Raw genomic sequence first — 17209 nt, 5'->3', positions numbered from 1 at the left:
CCTTGTGATGACGATCATAAATTCAACATCCTGAACTTTTCTTTGGAACCGGTTCCATCTAGCGTAATAGTATCGATGTACGTTTGATGGAGTTCCTGAATGGGCAGAAAAATAATGGTGGTCACCGCCGCGTATGGTGCGGATCAGGTGCGACAGGCTGGCGGCCAACGGGCGATGCTGCCCGTGATTGCCGGTGCGGGTGCCGACGGCGTTGAGATCCGCCGGGAGCTGTTCAACAGCGAAGAGCTACAGGCGCTGCCTGCGCTGGGTGAATCCATTGAGCTGCTGGGCCTGCTGGCGTGTTATTCCGCCCCCGCCCCCCTGTTTATGCCCGACGGTGCCCTCAACCCCGACCTTCCCCGCTACCTTTCCGAAGCCAGCACGCTCAACGCGCTGTGGCTTAAGGTATCCCTGGGACATTTCAGCGGCACCCGGCCGCTTACCGCCCTGCGCGCTTTGCTCAATGAGAGCGGCATGGCACTGGTGGTGGAAAACGACCAGACCGACTGCGGCCAGCTTGCGCTGATGCAGCGCTTCCAGGCCGCCTGCCGGGAAATGGCGCTCCCCGTCACGCTGACCTTCGACATGGGTAACTGGCTGTGGGTCGGCGACTCGCCGGAAGAAGCGGCAGCCCGTCTGGCTCCGGCGGTCAGCTATATCCACGTGAAAGCCGCCGTACCGCATAAAGCGCAGTTCCGCGCCGTCGCGCCGGATCGAGCCGATGCGCGCTGGCTGGCCCTGCTCAGTCAGTTGCCTGCCGATGCCCCACGCGGGATCGAGTTCCCGCTGGAAGGGGCGGACTTAACCGCTGTCACCCGGCATTACGTTAACCTGCTGCGCGAGGAGTAAACCATGCACAAGACACTGGATGTGATCACTATCGGTGAAGCCATGGCGATGTTTGTCGCTACCGAAACCGGTGAGCTGAGCACGGTTGAGCACTTTATCAAACGCGTGGCAGGCGCAGAGCTGAATGTGGCAACGGGGCTGGCACGCCTCGGCCTGAAAACAGGCTGGGTCAGCCGCGTGGGTGACGACAGCTTTGGTCACTTCGTTCTTGATTCGCTGAAAAAAGAGGGGATTGATGCCGCAGGCGTAACGCTCGATGGACGCTTCCCGACCGGCTTTCAGCTTAAATCTAAAGTCGAAAATGGAACCGATCCCATCGTGGAATACTTCCGCAAAGGGTCGGCGGCAAGCCATCTCTCGGTGGAAGATTATCACGCCGACTACTTTGCGAGTGCACGCCATCTGCACCTGAGTGGTGTGGCAGCCGCGTTGTCAGCCAGCTCGTATGAACTGCTCGATCATGCCGCGACCACCATGAAGGCCCAGGGGAAAACGATCTCTTTCGATCCTAACCTGCGCCCGGTGTTGTGGAAAAGCGAGGCGGAGATGGTCGAGAAGCTGAACCGTCTGGCATTCCAGGCGGACTGGGTTCTGCCGGGGGTGAAAGAAGGCGTGATCCTCACCGGTGAAAACACGCCGGAAGGGATTGCCGATTTTTACCTGAATAAAGGGGTAAAAGCGGTGGTACTGAAAACCGGTGCTGATGGCGCATGGTTTAAAACCGCGGATGGTGAACAGGGCGCGGTCGCGGCCGTGAAGGTTGAGAACGTAGTCGATACCGTCGGCGCGGGCGATGGCTTTGCCGTCGGGGTCATTAGCGCCCTGCTGGAAGGCAAACCGCTGCCGCAGGCCATCGCCCGGGGCAACTGGATCGGCTCGCTGGCCATTCAGGTGCAGGGCGACAGTGAAGGATTGCCGACGCGCGCGCAGCTTAACGAGTAAATTCCCTCTCCCGTGGGAGAGGGCCAGGGTGAGGGCAACGACCCGCACATATAATTAAACCACCGTGTACCCTACAGACAACGGCGGTAACAACCTCAACAACAGAGGCAAGCCTATGAACAGTTCGACCAATGCAGTAAAACGCTGGTGGTACATCATGCCAATCGTGTTTATCACGTACAGCCTGGCGTACCTTGATCGTGCCAACTTCAGTTTCGCATCCGCCGCGGGGATCACCGAAGACCTCGGGATCACCAAAGGTATTTCATCTCTGCTGGGCGCCCTTTTCTTCCTGGGCTACTTCTTCTTCCAGATCCCCGGCGCGATCTACGCCGAACGCCGCAGCGTGCGTAAGCTGATCTTCGTCTGTCTGATCCTGTGGGGCGCCTGCGCGTCGCTTACCGGCGTGGTCAATAATATCCCTGCCCTGGCCGCTATTCGCTTTATCCTTGGGGTAGTTGAGGCGGCGGTGATGCCCGCAATGCTGATCTACATCAGCAACTGGTTTACCAAATCTGAACGTTCCCGTGCGAACACCTTCCTGATCCTCGGTAACCCGGTCACCGTACTGTGGATGTCAGTGGTGTCCGGCTACCTGATCCAGTCTTTCGGCTGGCGTGAGATGTTTATCATCGAAGGGGTGCCGGCAATCATCTGGGCCTTCTGCTGGTGGGTGCTGGTAAAAGATAAGCCTGCTCAGGCGAAATGGCTCTCCGAAGATGAAAAAGCCGCACTGCAGGCGCAGCTGGATAAAGAGCAGCAAGGGCTGAAGGCGGTGCGTAACTATGGCGAAGCCTTCCGCTCCCGCAACGTGATCCTGCTGTGCGCGCAGTATTTTACCTGGAGTATCGGCGTGTACGGTTTCGTACTGTGGTTGCCGTCAATTATCCGCAGCGGCGGGGAAAATCTCGGTATGGTGGAAGTCGGCTGGCTCTCCTCCGTGCCCTATCTGGCGGCAACTATCGCGATGATCATCGTCTCCTGGGCATCGGACAAACTGCAAAATCGTAAGCTGTTTGTCTGGCCACTGCTGCTGATCGCTGCCTTTGCTTTCATCGGCTCCTGGGCCGTGGGCGCAAACCACTTCTGGGTCTCCTATACGCTGCTGGTGATTGCCGGTGCGGCGATGTACGCCCCGTATGGTCCCTTCTTCGCCATCATCCCGGAGATGCTGCCGCGTAATGTGGCAGGCGGCGCGATGGCACTGATTAACAGTATGGGTGCGCTCGGTTCGTTCTGCGGCTCCTGGTTCGTTGGTTACCTGAACGGTGCAACCGGCAGCCCGTCAGCCTCATACATCTTTATGGGAGTGGCGCTTTTCGCCTCAGTATGGCTTACTCTGATTGTTAAGCCTGCTAATAATCAACAACTCCCCGTCGGCGCACGCCACGCCTGAATCATTAAAAATCAACGGAGATAAGCATGAAGCCGTCCGTCATTTTGTATAAAGCACTGCCTGATGATCTGCAAAAACGCCTGGAAGAACACTTCGCCGTCACGCAGGTGAAGAACCTAAGCCCGGAGACGGTGGCACAACACGCCGGGGCGTTCGCCCGGGCCGAAGGCCTGCTGGGTTCAAGCGAAAAAGTGGATGTCGCGTTGCTGGAAAAAATGCCGAAGCTTCGTGCTACCTCAACCGTTTCCGTGGGTTACGACAATTTTGACGTGGACGCCCTCAACGCGCGCAACATCCTGCTGATGCATACGCCACATGCCCTGACGGAGACCGTGGCCGACACGCTGATGGCGCTGATGCTCAGCACTGCCCGCCGCGTGGTGGAGGTGGCCGAGCGCGTCAAAGCGGGCGAGTGGACAAAAAGCATCGGCCCGGACTGGTTCGGTGTGGATGTTCATGGCAAAACGCTGGGGATTGTTGGCATGGGCCGGATCGGCCTGGCGCTGGCGCAGCGTGCGCATTTCGGTTTTAACATGCCGATTCTGTATAACGCACGTCGCCATCACAGCGAAGCCGAAGAACGCTTCAACGCCCGCTATTGCGAGTTGGATACGCTGTTGCAGGAAGCGGATTTTGTCTGTCTGATCCTGCCTCTGACGGACGAAACCCGGCATCTGATTGGCAAAGCGGCGTTTGCAAAGATGAAGAAATCCGCCATTTTCATCAATGCGGGTCGTGGCCCGGTCGTGGATGAGAAGGCGTTAATTGAGGCGCTACAAAACGGTGAGATCCATGCGGCCGGTCTGGACGTGTTTGAACAGGAGCCGCTGCCGGTGGATTCGCCGCTGCTTTCGCTGCCTAACGTGGTCGCGCTGCCCCATATTGGTTCTGCGACGCACGAGACGCGTTACAACATGGCGGCCACCGCGGTGGATAATCTGATCGCCGCGCTGAACGGAAACGTGGAGAAAAACTGCGTCAATCCACAGGTCCAACAGTAGAAACGAAAAAACCCGCCAGAAGGCGGGTTTTTAAATTCTTTGCTACTGGGTTGGAAGCTTACAGGCTTACAACGTTACCAGCTGCTGGGCCTTTAGCGCCGCTTTCGATGGTGAAGGACACTTTCTGACCTTCGTCCAGAGATTTGTAGCCATCGTTCTGGATAGCAGAGAAGTGTACGAACACGTCTTTAGAGCCATCGTCAGGAGTGATGAAGCCGAAACCTTTATCAGCGTTGAACCATTTTACCAGACCAGTCATTTTAGCAGACATAGAATTACCTTAATTAACAAATATATTGTGCCTTCCGGCTTGATGGGTTGCGTTACAGATTTTTAAGCGATGAAGGAAGGGTCACTACGAAGGGTATCTATGGATAACAATCTGGACTGCTTTACTAAACTGCTTTAGGTCTGTGTAACAAACCGACGCGAACAGTTATACCGATGTGGTAGAGGAATGACAAGCGTTATTTTAGTCATAAGTAAAAAACCCCGCCTGAAGCGGGGTTTTTTCGGTTTATTCTGTGGCAGCGACGGCTGCGCTCCACGCCTGGCTAAAGGCCTGGTGCTGGGAGGCCAGCGGCCCAATCAGCGTATTGTACTGACTCGCCTGCTGCGAGGTTGGGAACTGAATACCGTTGGCAACAAAGCTCACCTGCGTTCCCTGCTGGGAGATAAAATCCCCTACCTGAACCAGCTGCTGCGTGAAGATCTGCGCGGCGGGGATCAGCGGTTGCAGGGCATCCGAAGGTTTGGTCACCACTTTCTCATACACTTTGTCGAAGACCGGTTTGAGATCGTCGCCCTGTTTCAGCGCGGAACGTGACGCGTCAGCCTGCATTTTCGCGTTCTGCAATTGCTGGCTCAGCACGCCGAGCGCACCGTTAGACTGGCGAAGCGGTTCACGTTGGGTGACATAATCCTGCGGGACACGGATGGCGTTAACGCTATCCACAACCGGACGAATGCCGGAGTCCATCGCCTGGCTTACCTGCTGTGAATAACCATACAGAATGGCGTAATCAGACACGAAGGGGCCAAACTGTTTTTTCTGATCCGCAGTCAGCGTCGGCAAACGCTCGCCGCTGCGCATCACTGTATTCTGCAGAAAATCGATAAACGCTTTGCGCTGATCGCCTTCTTTATCAAAACACCCACTCAGGCTAACAACCATCAACAACGCCGCAATAGGCGCAAACCAGCGAGAGCAGGACTTTCCTGTCGCCATTTCATTACTCCTTTCACCCAAAAAAGCGCACATCGGCACACGCGTGCCCAACGCTGACAAGGATAGTCCAGGTCAGCGCTGCAAGATACTCTTTTCATGCAAAACGGCTATTGCCATTTTATTTCTTACTCTTTACAAAAAAATACCTGGCGAAGCCGACATATGGTTAATCAGGTAATTAGCATAACTATCCGCATAGCTGAAACGGATAAAGCGATCGTTACCGCACGATTAATCACAAGCGTGATGATCCTTCGTTTGTATTAGGGACTATTCTTAATGGGCTCTCTGATGTTCTTGATCCCGGTGTGTGATTTAAGAGGAGTTCTCAATGGAATATAAAGATCCTGAGTTTGAGCTGCTGAGCAGCCTGGAACAGATTATTTTTAAAGATGTACCGCAGACAGTGACCCTGCAACAGAAATCCAATCCCTTTACAGAATATGAGCAATTGCGCAAAGGGACAGGTTTAAAAACAGATGAATTCGCCAGAGCGATGGGTGTCAGCGTAGCGATGGTGCTGGAGTGGGAGTCGAAACGAGAGAAACCCACGCCAACCGAGTTAAAGCTGATGCGCCTGATTCAGGCCAACCCTGCACTCAGCAAACAGATAGCGTGATGCAGTACCGTGAATTACCGCCCCCGCCTTTGCGGGGGTTTGTGTTTTAAAGGCCTTCACAACGCCAGCCCGTCTCCTCCCACACCAGTTCATGCGTTAACGCCAACCCTTGCAGAAAGCTTTCATCATGGGACACCACCAGCAGTGCTCCGGGGAAACCGGCCAGCGCCGCTTCAATCGCCTGGACCGATGTCAGGTCCAGATGGTTGGTCGGTTCATCAAGCAGTAAAAGCTGCGTGGCATGCTCGCGCCACAACACGCAGGCCAGGGCGGCTTTCAGACGCTCACCTCCGCTCAACTCTGCCAGCGGCAGTGAGACTTTATCTGCCCCAAGTTGAAGCTGTGCCAGGCGGGTGCGCAACATCCCCTCTTCCAGCGGCGTATTGCTCAGATTGAGATGTGCCATCACCGACAGTGTCAGATCCAGCTGCGACAGGTGCTGATCGAGATACGCACACGTCACCGATACCTTACAACTGCCTGCACGGGGTGCGGTTTCACCGAGGATGACTTTTAACAGCGTTGATTTACCGCAGCCATTGGGCCCCCTGAGCGCCACGCGCATCGGGCCGTCCATCCGCCAGTTCATTGGCGGAAGTGAGACATGCGGCAATTGCAGTTCCTCCAGCACCAGCACCTGTTTTCCCTCAGCAATCTGGCTTCCCGGCAGGGTAAACATGATCGGTGCGTCCTCTTCAACCCGTTCCCGCGCCTTGTTTACCGCGGCATTCAGCGCATCGTTTTGATCGCTGTGCTGTTTTTTCCACGAGCCGATACGCTCTTTTGCCGCCGCTTTATATTTGACCCGCTCAAACGACGCGATATTCAGGGTATCGACCGTGCGTATGGTCTTCGCCGAACGCCGTTGGCTGTCATCATGCTCTTTTTGCAATCGCGCGCGAGTGCGTTTGCGCTCCGTTGCCGCATGCTCCAGCGCCGCGCGGGCAGCCTGCTGTTCGGCATCCCGTTGCTGTTTATAGTCTGCATAATTGCCGCCGTAGCTGCGCAGCCCGGAGGCGCTCAGCTCAAGAATACGTGGCACCTGCGCCAGTAGCTCACGATCGTGAGAGGCAACCAGCACGCCGCCCTGATAACGGCTCAACTGGTCGTAAAACCACGCCCGGCCTTGTCGATCCAGATGGTTGGTGGGTTCATCCAGCAACAGGAAATTCGCCTCAGCCGTAAATGCACCGCACAACAGGGCACGGATCCGCTCGCCACCGCTGAATTCGGCGGCAGGTTTATCGGGGTCAAACGGTGGCAGTTTCGCCTGGAGAAACGCCTCGTTCAGGCGTTCTGCTAAATCCCAGTAGCCGTCGAGCATCTCCAGATCGTCAGGCTGGTAATCGCCGCGATCGATGCGCTTACGCGCTGCAAAAATCGCCTCATAACCAAGCAGTTCAGCAAGCGTTGTCTGTGGGGAGATATCCTGCTGTTGTGCCACATAGACATGTGAGGCAAAACGCTCAATATGACCACTGGCAGGTTCATCCAGCCCCGCCAGCATGCGCAGCAGACGCGTTTTCCCGCTGCCATTACGACCAACCAGCGCACACAGGGATGTCTCCAGAGAGAGGTTCAGCGGGCCAAAAAGAATATCGCCCGTCGCAAACTGACAGGTGACCTGATGCAAAATAAAAGAAGGTGACTGCGCAAAATGAGCCATAAGCACTCCTGAATGAAATCAAAACATCCCCTGCCGACGCGGTCGCGTTTAGCAAGGATCGAAATTCATCAGTCGTGTTTGTTCATTTTCGGAATGCGCTCCTGAGGGAGAAAGTTAACGCCGATAAGGATAGCGGTAATATGTTGACCATTTCAAGATTAAATTTTCACCCGCACGCCATAAAAAAACCCGCCGAAGCGGGTTTTTAGCCTGTACATGCCCGGCGGGCACATTACTGCAGCAGCGAGATATCCGCCACGCGCAGGAACAGCTCACGCAGTTTTTCGAGCATAGAGAGACGGTTAATACGCAGATCTTTATCTTCCACGTTGACCATCACTTTCTCGAAGAAGGCGTCGATAACGTCACGCAGTTCCGCCAGTTCTACCAGCGCTTCCTGATAACGGCCTTCTGCGAAGTATGGCTCCAGCTTGTCACGCAGCACCACAACCTGCATCGCCAGGGCGATCTCTTCCGGCTCTTTCAGCGTCGCGGCGTTCACACGCTCGTTCAGCGTTTCGTCAGATTTCGCCAGAATGTTGGAGACACGCTTGTTCGCCGCCGCCAGGGCAGATGCCGCTTCCAGCGTACGGAAGTGAGAAACCGCCTTCATACGCGCATCGAAGTCAGCCGGACGCGTTGGACGACGCGCCAGCACCGCCTGAATGGTATCCACGGTGTAACCTTCGTCCTGATACCACGCGCGGAAGCGACCGAGCATAAAGTCGATCACGTCATCCACCACGTTGGCATTGGTCAGCTTGTCACCGTACAGACGCACCGCTTCTTCAGTCAGAGTCTGCAGATCGAGGTTCAGGTTCTTCTCAACGATGATACGCAGCACGCCCAGCGCCGCACGACGCAGCGCGAACGGGTCTTTGTCGCCTTTTGGATGCTGGCCGATACCGAAGATCCCCGCCAGGGTATCCATTTTATCGGCAATCGCGACCGCACAGGCAACCGGGTTAGACGGCAGTTCATCGCCAGCAAAGCGCGGCTGATACTGTTCGTTCAGGGCGACCGCCACATCTTCCGCTTCGCCATCGTGACGCGCGTAGTGCATACCCATAACGCCCTGGGTGTCGGTAAACTCAAAGACCATGTTGGTCATCAGGTCGCACTTGGAGAGCAGACCCGCACGGGTGGCATGGTTAACGTCCGCGCCAATTTCACGGGCGATCCAGCCGGACAGCTCCGCGATACGGTCGGTCTTGTCGCGCAGCGTACCCAGCTGCTGCTGGAACAGCACGGTCTGCAGGCGCGGCAGGTTATCTTCCAGACGTTTTTTACGGTCGGTATTGAAGAAGAACTCCGCATCCGCCAGACGTGGACGCACCACTTTCTCGTTACCGGAGATAATCTGCTGCGGATCTTTCGATTCGATGTTCGCCACGAAGATAAAGTTTGGCAGCAGCTTGCCGTCGTTGGCATAAACCGGGAAGTATTTCTGGTCACCCTTCATGGTGTACACCAGCGCTTCTGCCGGAACCGCGAGGAATTTCTCTTCGAACTTCGCGGTCAGCACAACCGGCCATTCCACCAGCGAGGTGACCTCTTCCAGCAGGCTGTCGCTCAGGTCAGCGTTACCGCCAATCTTGCGCGCCGCCTCTTCTGCATCGGCTTTGATTTTGGCTTTACGCTGTTCGTAGTCAGCAATGACTTTACCGCGCTCCAGCAGGATCTGCGGATACTGGTCGGCATTGTCGATGGTGAACTCTGGCTCGCCCATGAAGCGGTGCCCGCGAATGACGCGATCGGACGCCACGCCCAGAATGGTTGCCGGAATAACGGTGTCGCCCAGCAGCAGGGTCACGGTGTGTACCGGACGCACGAAGTGTACGTCGGACGCGCCCCAGCGCATCAGCTTAGGAATGGGTAGCTTAGCCAGCGAAGTGGCGATCATGTTTGGCAGCAGTGCTTCGGCGCGTTCACCTTTTACGTGAGCGCGATACAGCAGCCATTCGCCTTTGTCAGTGGTCAGACGCTCGGCCTGGTCAACGGTAATACCGCAACCGCGCGCCCAGCCTTCTGCCGCTTTGCTTGGCTTGCCTTCCGCGTCGAACGCCTGGGCAATCGCCGGGCCACGTTTTTCCACTTCACGATCCGGCTGAGACGCCGCCAGGTTCGCCACTTTCAGCGCCAGACGACGCGGAGCAGCAAACCACTCAATTTTACCGTGCGCCAGGCCAGCGTTATCCAGCTCGGCAGTCACGTTCGCAGCAAAAGATTCAGCCAGGCTGCGCAGGGCTTTTGGTGGCAGCTCTTCGGTGCCAATTTCCACCAGGAAAGTTTTCTCAGACATGGCCGCCTCTTATTTGTTTCGGTTGCACATCGGGAAGCCAAGGGCTTCACGGGACGCGTAGTAAGCTTCTGCAACGGCTTTGGTCAGGGTACGAATACGCAGAATGTAGCGCTGACGTTCAGTCACGGAGATCGCTTTGCGGGCGTCCAGCAGGTTGAAGCTGTGGGCGGCCTTCAGAATACGCTCGTAGGCAGGCAGCGGCAGCGGAGTCTCCAGCGCCAGCAGTTGCTGCGCTTCTTTCTCGTACTGCTCGAAGCAGGTGAACAGGAAGTCCACATCCGCGTATTCGAAGTTATAGGTGGATTGTTCCACTTCGTTCTGATGGAACACGTCGCCGTAAGTGGTTTTACCCAGCGGGCCGTCGCTCCAGACCAGGTCGTAAACGCTGTCTACGCCCTGAATGTACATTGCCAGACGTTCCAGACCATAGGTGATTTCACCGGTGATCGGCTTACATTCCAGACCGCCAACCTGCTGGAAGTAGGTAAACTGGGTCACTTCCATGCCGTTCAGCCACACTTCCCAACCCAGACCCCAGGCACCCAGCGTTGGGTTTTCCCAGTTATCTTCCACGAAACGAATGTCGTGAATGGTCGGATCCATACCCAGCTCTTTCAGTGACCCAAGGTACAGTTCCTGAATATTGTCTGGCGATGGCTTAATGACCACCTGGAACTGATAGTAATGCTGCAGACGGTTCGGGTTTTCGCCGTAACGGCCATCGGTCGGACGACGGGAAGGCTGCACATAAGCAGTCGCCATTGGCTCTGGCCCCAACGCGCGTAAGCTGGTCATCGGGTGTGAGGTGCCTGCGCCGACTTCCATGTCCAAAGGTTGAACAATGGTGCAGCCCTGGCGAGCCCAGTAATCCTGTAAGGTCAGGATCAGGCCCTGGAAGGTCTTGGTATCAAACTTTTGCATAGTATTTCGTGCTGGATACGTGTGGTTTTAAATGGAAGGGACCAGTATACCCGCTGGCTGCAAGATATACAGTACGAAACGGGGTTGTTTAGGGAAAATTGGGAAATAAGCGTTCGAGCCAGAACGCGTCGAGCGTCTGGCTGTCGATTATGCGAGCAGATTAGCGCATGGAGAGATGTAAAAACTGGCCGTCCGCATCAAACGAGCAGACAAAGCCCTCTTTACGAGAGGTATGGCCCCGAAGCTCATAGCTGCCCTGAAAACGCTCAAAGCCGGTGACATCAATTTTCTGGGTATCCAGGTTATAGCGGTGAGCCGCCTGATCTTTACACAGCTGTTCCATATTCAACGAACGTTCCGGGCTCATTTTGCCCTGCTGCGCTTTTTGCGCAGGTGCTTCCTGAGGCGTACTGCATCCGGCCAGTACCACCAGCAGAAAGAGTGACCCCACACGCTTCATCATCATTTTTATTACCGACCCGGTCAGTGGCTGTTATTTTTAGTAGCAAAGCTTTTATAGATTACGGTCTGGCATTCTGCGAATCTCGCGATGGCCAGACAAGTCCGCGATATAAAACTCAGATTTTTCCAAGGAAAGACTTTTACACAATAGCAGTCACACTCTATTTACAGGGAAAAAGAGGAACTGATGCAGTCAAAAATTAGCTGGATTGATAATCTGCGAGGAATAGCGTGTCTGATGGTGGTGATGATCCACACGACGACCTGGTATGTTACGAACGCACACAGTATCAGCCCTGTTAACTGGGATGTCGCGAATATTCTCAACTCCGCGTCGCGTGTCAGCGTTCCGCTGTTCTTTATGATTTCCGGCTTTCTCTTTTTTGGCGAGCGTAGCGCACAACCGCGACATTTTATTCGTATCGCCGCGTGTCTCGGGTTTTATAGCGCCGTCGCGCTGATTTACATCACGCTGTTTACCTCCATTAGCCCCGGCCTGTCACTCAAATATCTGCTGCAAAAGCCGGTGTTTTACCACCTGTGGTTTTTCTTCGCCATTATCGTTATCTACCTGGTATCACCGTTGATTCAGGTAAAAAACGTCAGCGGAAAGATGCTTCTGGCGCTGATGGTGGTGATAGGAATCATCGCCAATCCGAATACCGTCTCACAGAAAATCGACGGTTTTGAGTGGCTACCGGTAAACCTCTACATCAATGGCGATACGTTTTACTACGTGCTCTACGGCATGCTGGGGCGCGCCATCGGGATGATGGATACCCAAAAGCGGGGTATCAGCTGGCTATGTGGCGCGTTGTTTATCATCGGGGTGATTATCATTTCACGCGGGACGCTGCATGAGCTGCAATGGCGCGGCAATTTTGCCGATACATGGTACCTGTACTGCGGGCCGATGGTCTTCATTTGTGCCGTTTCCCTGCTGACGCTCGTTAAAAACACCCTGAACGCGCGCCCTCTTCCCGTGCTGGGTTTTATCTCGCGGCACTCGCTGGGGATTTATGGTTTTCACGCGCTGGTGATCCACGCACTACGCACGAGAGGCGTTGAACTCAAAAGCTGGCCAGTGCTGGATATCGTCTGGATTTTCTCCGCCACACTGGTCGTGAGCCTGTTGCTGTCGATGCTGCTACAGAAGCTAGACACCCGCCGCTTCGTCAGTTAACGACGCGCTGTCGGGCCCGATGAAACTGGCGCGGGGAGGAAAACCCTGCCGCCAGTGAGGCCTGCTCCACGCCGCGCCCCTGCAATAGCCATTGCTCCGCCACCGCCAGACGCAGCTGTTCCAGGTAATCGCGAACGCTTATCCCCAAATGCGTCTGGAAAAGACGGGTTAAATGGCGCGGGCTGACATGCGCCAGCGCGGCAATATCCGGCACGTTCCACGCTTTTTGCGGGTCTGCGGTTAGCGCATCCTGAGCACGGTGGATAGCCGGATGAAGATGATTGCGATAGCGTAACCATGGCGATAGCTGCGGATCGTCCCCGGACCGGCGGAACCAGACCACCATCTCGCGTGCCACGGCCAGCGCCTTTTCTGGCCCGCACAGACGGTTAATCATATGCAGCGCCAGGTCGATACCCGAGGTGATCCCTGCGCTGGTCCAGACATTCTCATCCTGCACGAATATCCGGTTCTCTTTGATCGTCGCCGTGGGGGCGGCAACGCGTAAACGGCCGATAACCTCATGATGCGTTGTGCACTGCCGGTTGTTCAGCAGCCCTGATTTTGCTGCCAGCAAAGCCCCTGAGCAGACGCACATCACGGTGATATCCTGACGCTGAATAGCCGGCTGCAGGCGCATCAGCCAGTGCTGGATCTGCATCGCCTGCGGCGTAGAAAACTGAACGCGGGAGTCGCTTACACCAGGCAGAACCAGCAGGCTCCCTTCCGGAAGCCTTTCCGGTAATGGCGCGATACCGCTCATCATCAAACCAATCGACGTTTGCACCTCAGGTTGCGGACCAATGTAATGCAGACAAAACGCATCGCCTGCCAGGACAAAGGTTTCTGCCGGGCCAGTCATGTCTAATGACAACACCCCGGGCAACATAACGAACCAAACGTCGATGCGCATTACAGTGACTCCAGCGTCTCCGCTACCGTTTTAATCGCGGCAAATCGCCCTGACAGTACCGTTTCGGTACGATGACGAATTTCCGCAGCGCTAAGGGTTACGCCCTTGTACGTCATAGGAAACGTGAGCATTGCCTCGCTAACAAAGGTCACAGCATAACCCAAATCGGATGCCACCCGTGCGGTGGTTTCGCAGCACTGTTCAGTGCGAATACCGCATAGGATCAGCTGGTTGATATCACGCTCGCGCAGCCAGCGATCCAGGCCCGTATCCGTGAAGGCATTATGAACATGTTTCTGGAAAACCACATCCGGCTGATGACGTAAAAAGGCCATCGGTTTGACATAGCCGCTTTGCAGTGAGAAAGGGCCTTTTTCATCCACATGGAAAATATCGACGACGGGAATACCGCGCGACTGGCAGCCTTCTGTCAGCCCCAGCATTGCCTGCTGAAAGGCCGGAACATCTTGCTCCTGCCAGTAATCGCGGTGATGAAAAGACTGTTGGGTATCGATGTTGATTAATGCAATACGTGACATGATGGTGCTCCTCGCCAGTGGGTATAAATACATACTGGCGAGGAAACAGGCACGCGGACAGACCAAAAAAGGACATCCTCGTGCCTCTGACAGACAATCACGCTTATGACATCAGCGGCAGCAACTGCTGATAAATTTTGCGGAACACATCGCGCCTTTCAGCATATCGCGCGTGGCGAGTTGCGTCGGGCAGATGAGCCTGTTCCAGCGTGAGTTGTGGCAACAGTTGCGAAAGCGGTTTTTCCGGGTTCATGGCTATCTGCGCCAGCCGCGCAGCACCAAGCGCCGGGCCCACATCGCCCCCGGTACGATAGTCCAGCTGCAATCCACTGATATCAGAGAGCATCTGGCGCCAGTAGCTGCTGCGTGCGCCGCCGCCGATCAGGGTGATGCTTGCTGGTTTCAGGCCGCAGTCATGCACCACGTCCATTCCATCCGCCAGCGCATAGCCCACGCCTTCCAGAACCGCACGCGCCAGTTCCGCAGGACCGTGCTGATGGGTTAAGCCAAAAAATACCCCTTTCGCTTCCGGGTTGTTGTGCGGCGTACGCTCACCGGAGAGATACGGTAAAAACCAGACGGTACCAGCGTTTTCATCCGCCTGCTGTGCTGCGGTAATCAATGCCGGAACATCGGCCATCCCGGTCAGCTTCGCCGCCCAGTCCAGGCAAGAAGCTGCACTGAGCATCACCGACATCAAATGCCATTTTCCTGGCAGCGCATGGCAGAAACTGTGCACCGCGCTTTCCGGGTTGCTGCGATATCCTTCGCTGACAGCAAAATAGACGCCAGAGGTGCCGAGAGACAGCATGGCCTGGCCCGCATCAACCATGCCGACACCCACGGCGCCCGCCGCATTATCCCCGCCGCCAGCCACCACCGGCACAGCAGGCATATTCCAGCGTTCCGCTATGGCGGACTGTAAGGTGCCGGTAATTTCGCTGCCTTCAAAGAGTGCGGGCATATGCTCACGGGTGAGATGACAGGCATCCAGCATCGCCTCGCTCCAGTCGCGTTTCGCCACGTCGAGCCACATGGTGCCAGCGGCGTCGGACATGTCGCTGGCAAAATCCCCCGTCATGCGAAAACGCAGATAATCTTTTGGCAGTAAGACCTTCGCCACCTGACGGAAAATCTCCGGCTCATGGCGTTGCACCCAGAGAAGCTTCGGCGCGGTGAAGCCGGGCATCATCAGGTTGCCGGTGATGTCACGGGACGCAGGCACTCGCTCTTCCAGGAGCGCGCACTCTTCCGCACAGCGGCCATCGTTCCAGAGGATCGCAGGACGCAGCACACGATGCTGGCTGTCCAGCAGCGTAGCGCCGTGCATCTGTCCGGCGATACCCAGCGCGGTGACCTCACGCAAACTGTGCTGTTCACCTAACCCCTTTATTGCGCGATCCGTCGCCTGCCACCACTGCTCCGGATCCTGTTCCGACCATAACGGATGCGGACGCAAAACCTGCAGTTTTTCAGTCTGCGTTGCCAACACGTCACCCTGCTCGCTTAAGAGGATGGCTTTCACACCCGATGTGCCAAGATCAATCCCGATATACATTGTGGTGGCTCCTTTGACAGAAATGCCCGGTGGCGCTTCCGCTTACCGGGCCTACGTTTTTACTTGTCGAACAAATAGTGATTTACCAGATTTTCCAGCAGTTCCTGGTGTCCGCTCTGATGCTGCGGCGCCAGCTGATGTTGTTCAGCGTACTTCGCGATTTCTGCAAGCGATAACTGGCCTTTCAAAATTTGCTGGCCCAGCTCACTGTTCCAGCCGCTATAACGCTTCGCGACACGTTTATCCAGCTCACCGTCTTCAATCATGCGCGCAGCGACTTTTAGCGCCAGCGCCATGGTATCCATCGCGCCAATATGGCCGTAGAACAGATCGTATTTATCGGTGCTCTGACGACGCACTTTGGCGTCAAAGTTCAGGCCGCCGGTAGTGAAACCACCCGCTTTGATGATTTCATACATCACCAGCGCATTCTCTTCCACGCTGTTCGGGAACTGGTCGGTATCCCAGCCCAGCTGCGCATCACCACGGTTAGCATCGACCGAGCCGAAGATGCCCAGCGCAATGGCAGACGCAATTTCGTGATGGAAAGAGTGACCCGCCAGGGTGGCATGGTTGGCTTCAATGTTAACTTTAATCTCTTTTTCCAGGCCGAACTGCTTCAGGAAGCCGTACACGGTCGCGACGTCGTAATCGTACTGATGCTTGGTTGGTTCCTGTGGCTTCGGTTCAATCAGCAGCGTGCCGCGGAAACCGATTTTATGCTTATGCTCAACCACCATCTGCATGAAGCGGCCAATCTGCTCACGCTCCTGACGCAGATCGGTATTAAGCAGGGTTTCATAACCCTCACGTCCGCCCCACAGAACATAGTTCTCGCCGCCCAACTGATGCGTGGCGTTCATTGCGGTCACGACCTGCGTGGCCGCCCAGCTAAATACTTCTGGATCCGGGTTAGTTGCTGCCCCGGCACCATAGCGAGGGTTCGTGAAGCAGTTAGCCGTACCCCACAGCAGCTTCACGCCACTTTGCTGCTGCTTCGCCGCCAGCACATCCACCATCTGCGCAAAGTTGTTCAGGTACTCTTTCAGCGATGCGCCTTCCGGCGACACATCCACGTCATGGAAGCAGTAATACGGCACGTTCAGCTTGTGGAAGAATTCAAATGCCACATCCGCTTTGCGCTTCGCCAGCTCGATAGCCTCTCCCGGCTGTTGCCACGGGCGGTCAAAGGAACCCACACCGAACATATCGGCGCCGTTCCAGCAGAAGGTATGCCAGTAACAGGCGGCAAAGCGCAGATGATCTTCCATGCGCTTACCCAGCACCAGCTCATCCGGGTTGTAGTGACGAAATGCTAAAGGATTGGTCGTTTTCGGGCCTTCGTAACGAACACGATCGAGTTGGTCGAAATAAGCTTGCATATTGAGCTCCATAATCAGGGTATGCGGCGAGTCGTTGATACAGGAGTAATAGTGAATAGACATTTTGGGTTGCTCAATTACGTTATTTCACACTGCTATTGAGAGAATGCGCAACTGTGCGCTGGCTCGCAAAATAATGCGCAAGCAAACTATTTTTCGGCGCAGATTCCATAATCAAATGTAATTAAGACCTTACGTATTTTAAAATCCGATCGCGGTCATAAATTCAGAAATAAACCAAATATCGT

The 17209-nt window shown here is 55.5% G+C and carries 16 protein-coding genes; 6 read left to right on the top strand and 10 right to left on the bottom strand.

Features of this window, described 5'->3' with window-relative positions; all coding sequences use genetic code 11:
* Positions 1–99: 99 nt before the first annotated feature.
* From AX755_RS24025 to ghrB, 4 genes are all read left to right on the top strand, one after another.
* Positions 100–849 (top strand): sugar phosphate isomerase/epimerase family protein, encoded by a 750-nt coding sequence (locus tag AX755_RS24025; protein ID WP_062857595.1) that lies wholly within the window; start codon positions 100–102, stop codon positions 847–849.
* A gap of 3 nt (positions 850–852) precedes the next feature.
* Positions 853–1791 carry a sugar kinase gene (locus AX755_RS24020; protein ID WP_013094977.1) on the top strand — a complete coding sequence of 313 codons (939 nt, stop codon included), beginning with the start codon at positions 853–855 and terminating at the stop codon, positions 1789–1791.
* Between the two features lie 115 nt (positions 1792–1906).
* Positions 1907–3187: an MFS transporter gene (locus AX755_RS24015; protein WP_013094976.1), complete on the top strand. Its 1281-nt coding sequence runs from the start codon at positions 1907–1909 to the stop codon at positions 3185–3187.
* 26 nt (positions 3188–3213) lie between these two features.
* Positions 3214–4188, top strand: coding sequence for a glyoxylate/hydroxypyruvate reductase GhrB (gene ghrB / locus AX755_RS24010; RefSeq protein WP_062857594.1), 975 nt, complete (start codon positions 3214–3216; stop codon positions 4186–4188).
* A 58-nt stretch (positions 4189–4246) separates the two neighbouring features.
* On the opposite strand, the gene cspE is transcribed toward ghrB, so the two are convergent.
* Together cspE and AX755_RS24000 are read right to left on the bottom strand one after the other, a co-directional pair.
* Complete coding sequence (cspE, locus tag AX755_RS24005; RefSeq protein WP_003860775.1) at positions 4247–4459, bottom strand: transcription antiterminator/RNA stability regulator CspE; 213 nt, start codon at positions 4457–4459, stop codon at positions 4247–4249.
* A 246-nt stretch (positions 4460–4705) separates the two neighbouring features.
* The gene (locus AX755_RS24000) at positions 4706–5416 is read right to left on the bottom strand and encodes a DUF3053 domain-containing protein (protein WP_013094974.1); all 711 of its coding nucleotides are present in this window, start codon (positions 5414–5416) and stop codon (positions 4706–4708) included.
* A gap of 331 nt (positions 5417–5747) precedes the next feature.
* Between AX755_RS24000 and AX755_RS23990 the strand changes: the two genes are divergently transcribed.
* Positions 5748–6035 carry an HTH-type transcriptional regulator gene (locus tag AX755_RS23990; protein WP_013094972.1) on the top strand — a complete coding sequence of 96 codons (288 nt, stop codon included), beginning with the start codon at positions 5748–5750 and terminating at the stop codon, positions 6033–6035.
* A 46-nt stretch (positions 6036–6081) separates the two neighbouring features.
* On the opposite strand, the gene AX755_RS23985 is transcribed toward AX755_RS23990, so the two are convergent.
* The 4 genes from AX755_RS23985 to AX755_RS23970 all read right to left on the bottom strand — a co-directional run bounded on the left by AX755_RS23985 (position 6082) and on the right by AX755_RS23970 (position 11390).
* Complete coding sequence (locus AX755_RS23985; protein WP_062857593.1) at positions 6082–7701, bottom strand: ABC-F family ATP-binding cassette domain-containing protein; 1620 nt, start codon at positions 7699–7701, stop codon at positions 6082–6084.
* Positions 7702–7933: 232 nt separating this feature from the next.
* A complete protein-coding gene (gene glyS / locus AX755_RS23980; RefSeq protein WP_013094970.1) occupies positions 7934–10003 on the bottom strand; it encodes a glycine--tRNA ligase subunit beta in 2070 nt (689 codons plus the stop codon).
* A gap of 9 nt (positions 10004–10012) precedes the next feature.
* Positions 10013–10924 carry a glycine--tRNA ligase subunit alpha gene (gene glyQ / locus AX755_RS23975; protein ID WP_003860141.1) on the bottom strand — a complete coding sequence of 304 codons (912 nt, stop codon included), beginning with the start codon at positions 10922–10924 and terminating at the stop codon, positions 10013–10015.
* Positions 10925–11084: 160 nt separating this feature from the next.
* On the bottom strand, positions 11085–11390 hold the full coding sequence (locus AX755_RS23970; RefSeq protein WP_023620070.1) for a YsaB family lipoprotein: 306 nt from the start codon (positions 11388–11390) through the stop codon (positions 11085–11087).
* A 183-nt stretch (positions 11391–11573) separates the two neighbouring features.
* Here AX755_RS23970 and AX755_RS23965 point away from each other — a divergent pair, with 183 nt between their 5' ends.
* On the top strand, positions 11574–12569 hold the full coding sequence (locus AX755_RS23965) for an acyltransferase (protein ID WP_029882714.1): 996 nt from the start codon (positions 11574–11576) through the stop codon (positions 12567–12569).
* Here AX755_RS23965 and AX755_RS23960 read toward each other — a convergent pair.
* The 4 genes from AX755_RS23960 to xylA form a co-directional block, all read right to left on the bottom strand.
* Complete coding sequence (locus AX755_RS23960) at positions 12562–13482, bottom strand: GlxA family transcriptional regulator (RefSeq protein WP_040020961.1); 921 nt, start codon at positions 13480–13482, stop codon at positions 12562–12564. The two genes, AX755_RS23965 and AX755_RS23960, sit on opposite strands and share 8 nt — an antisense overlap.
* Entirely contained in the window at positions 13482–14021 is a 540-nt protein-coding gene (locus AX755_RS23955; RefSeq protein WP_020686540.1) for an isochorismatase family protein, read from the bottom strand. The genes AX755_RS23960 and AX755_RS23955 overlap by 1 nt, the downstream gene beginning before the upstream one ends.
* Before the next feature lie 103 nt (positions 14022–14124).
* Entirely contained in the window at positions 14125–15579 is a 1455-nt protein-coding gene (gene xylB / locus AX755_RS23950) for a xylulokinase (RefSeq protein ID WP_062857592.1), read from the bottom strand.
* Between the two features lie 59 nt (positions 15580–15638).
* Complete coding sequence (gene xylA / locus AX755_RS23945) at positions 15639–16961, bottom strand: xylose isomerase (RefSeq protein WP_014830210.1); 1323 nt, start codon at positions 16959–16961, stop codon at positions 15639–15641.
* Between the last annotated feature and the right edge of the window lie 248 nt (positions 16962–17209).

Source organism: Enterobacter sp. SENG-6 (genome assembly GCF_001605945.1).
In the GTDB taxonomy this organism is placed as follows: domain Bacteria; phylum Pseudomonadota; class Gammaproteobacteria; order Enterobacterales; family Enterobacteriaceae; genus Enterobacter; species Enterobacter cloacae.
Note: the sequence above shows the minus strand (reverse complement) of the source record. Positions and strands in the feature narration are given on the sequence as shown.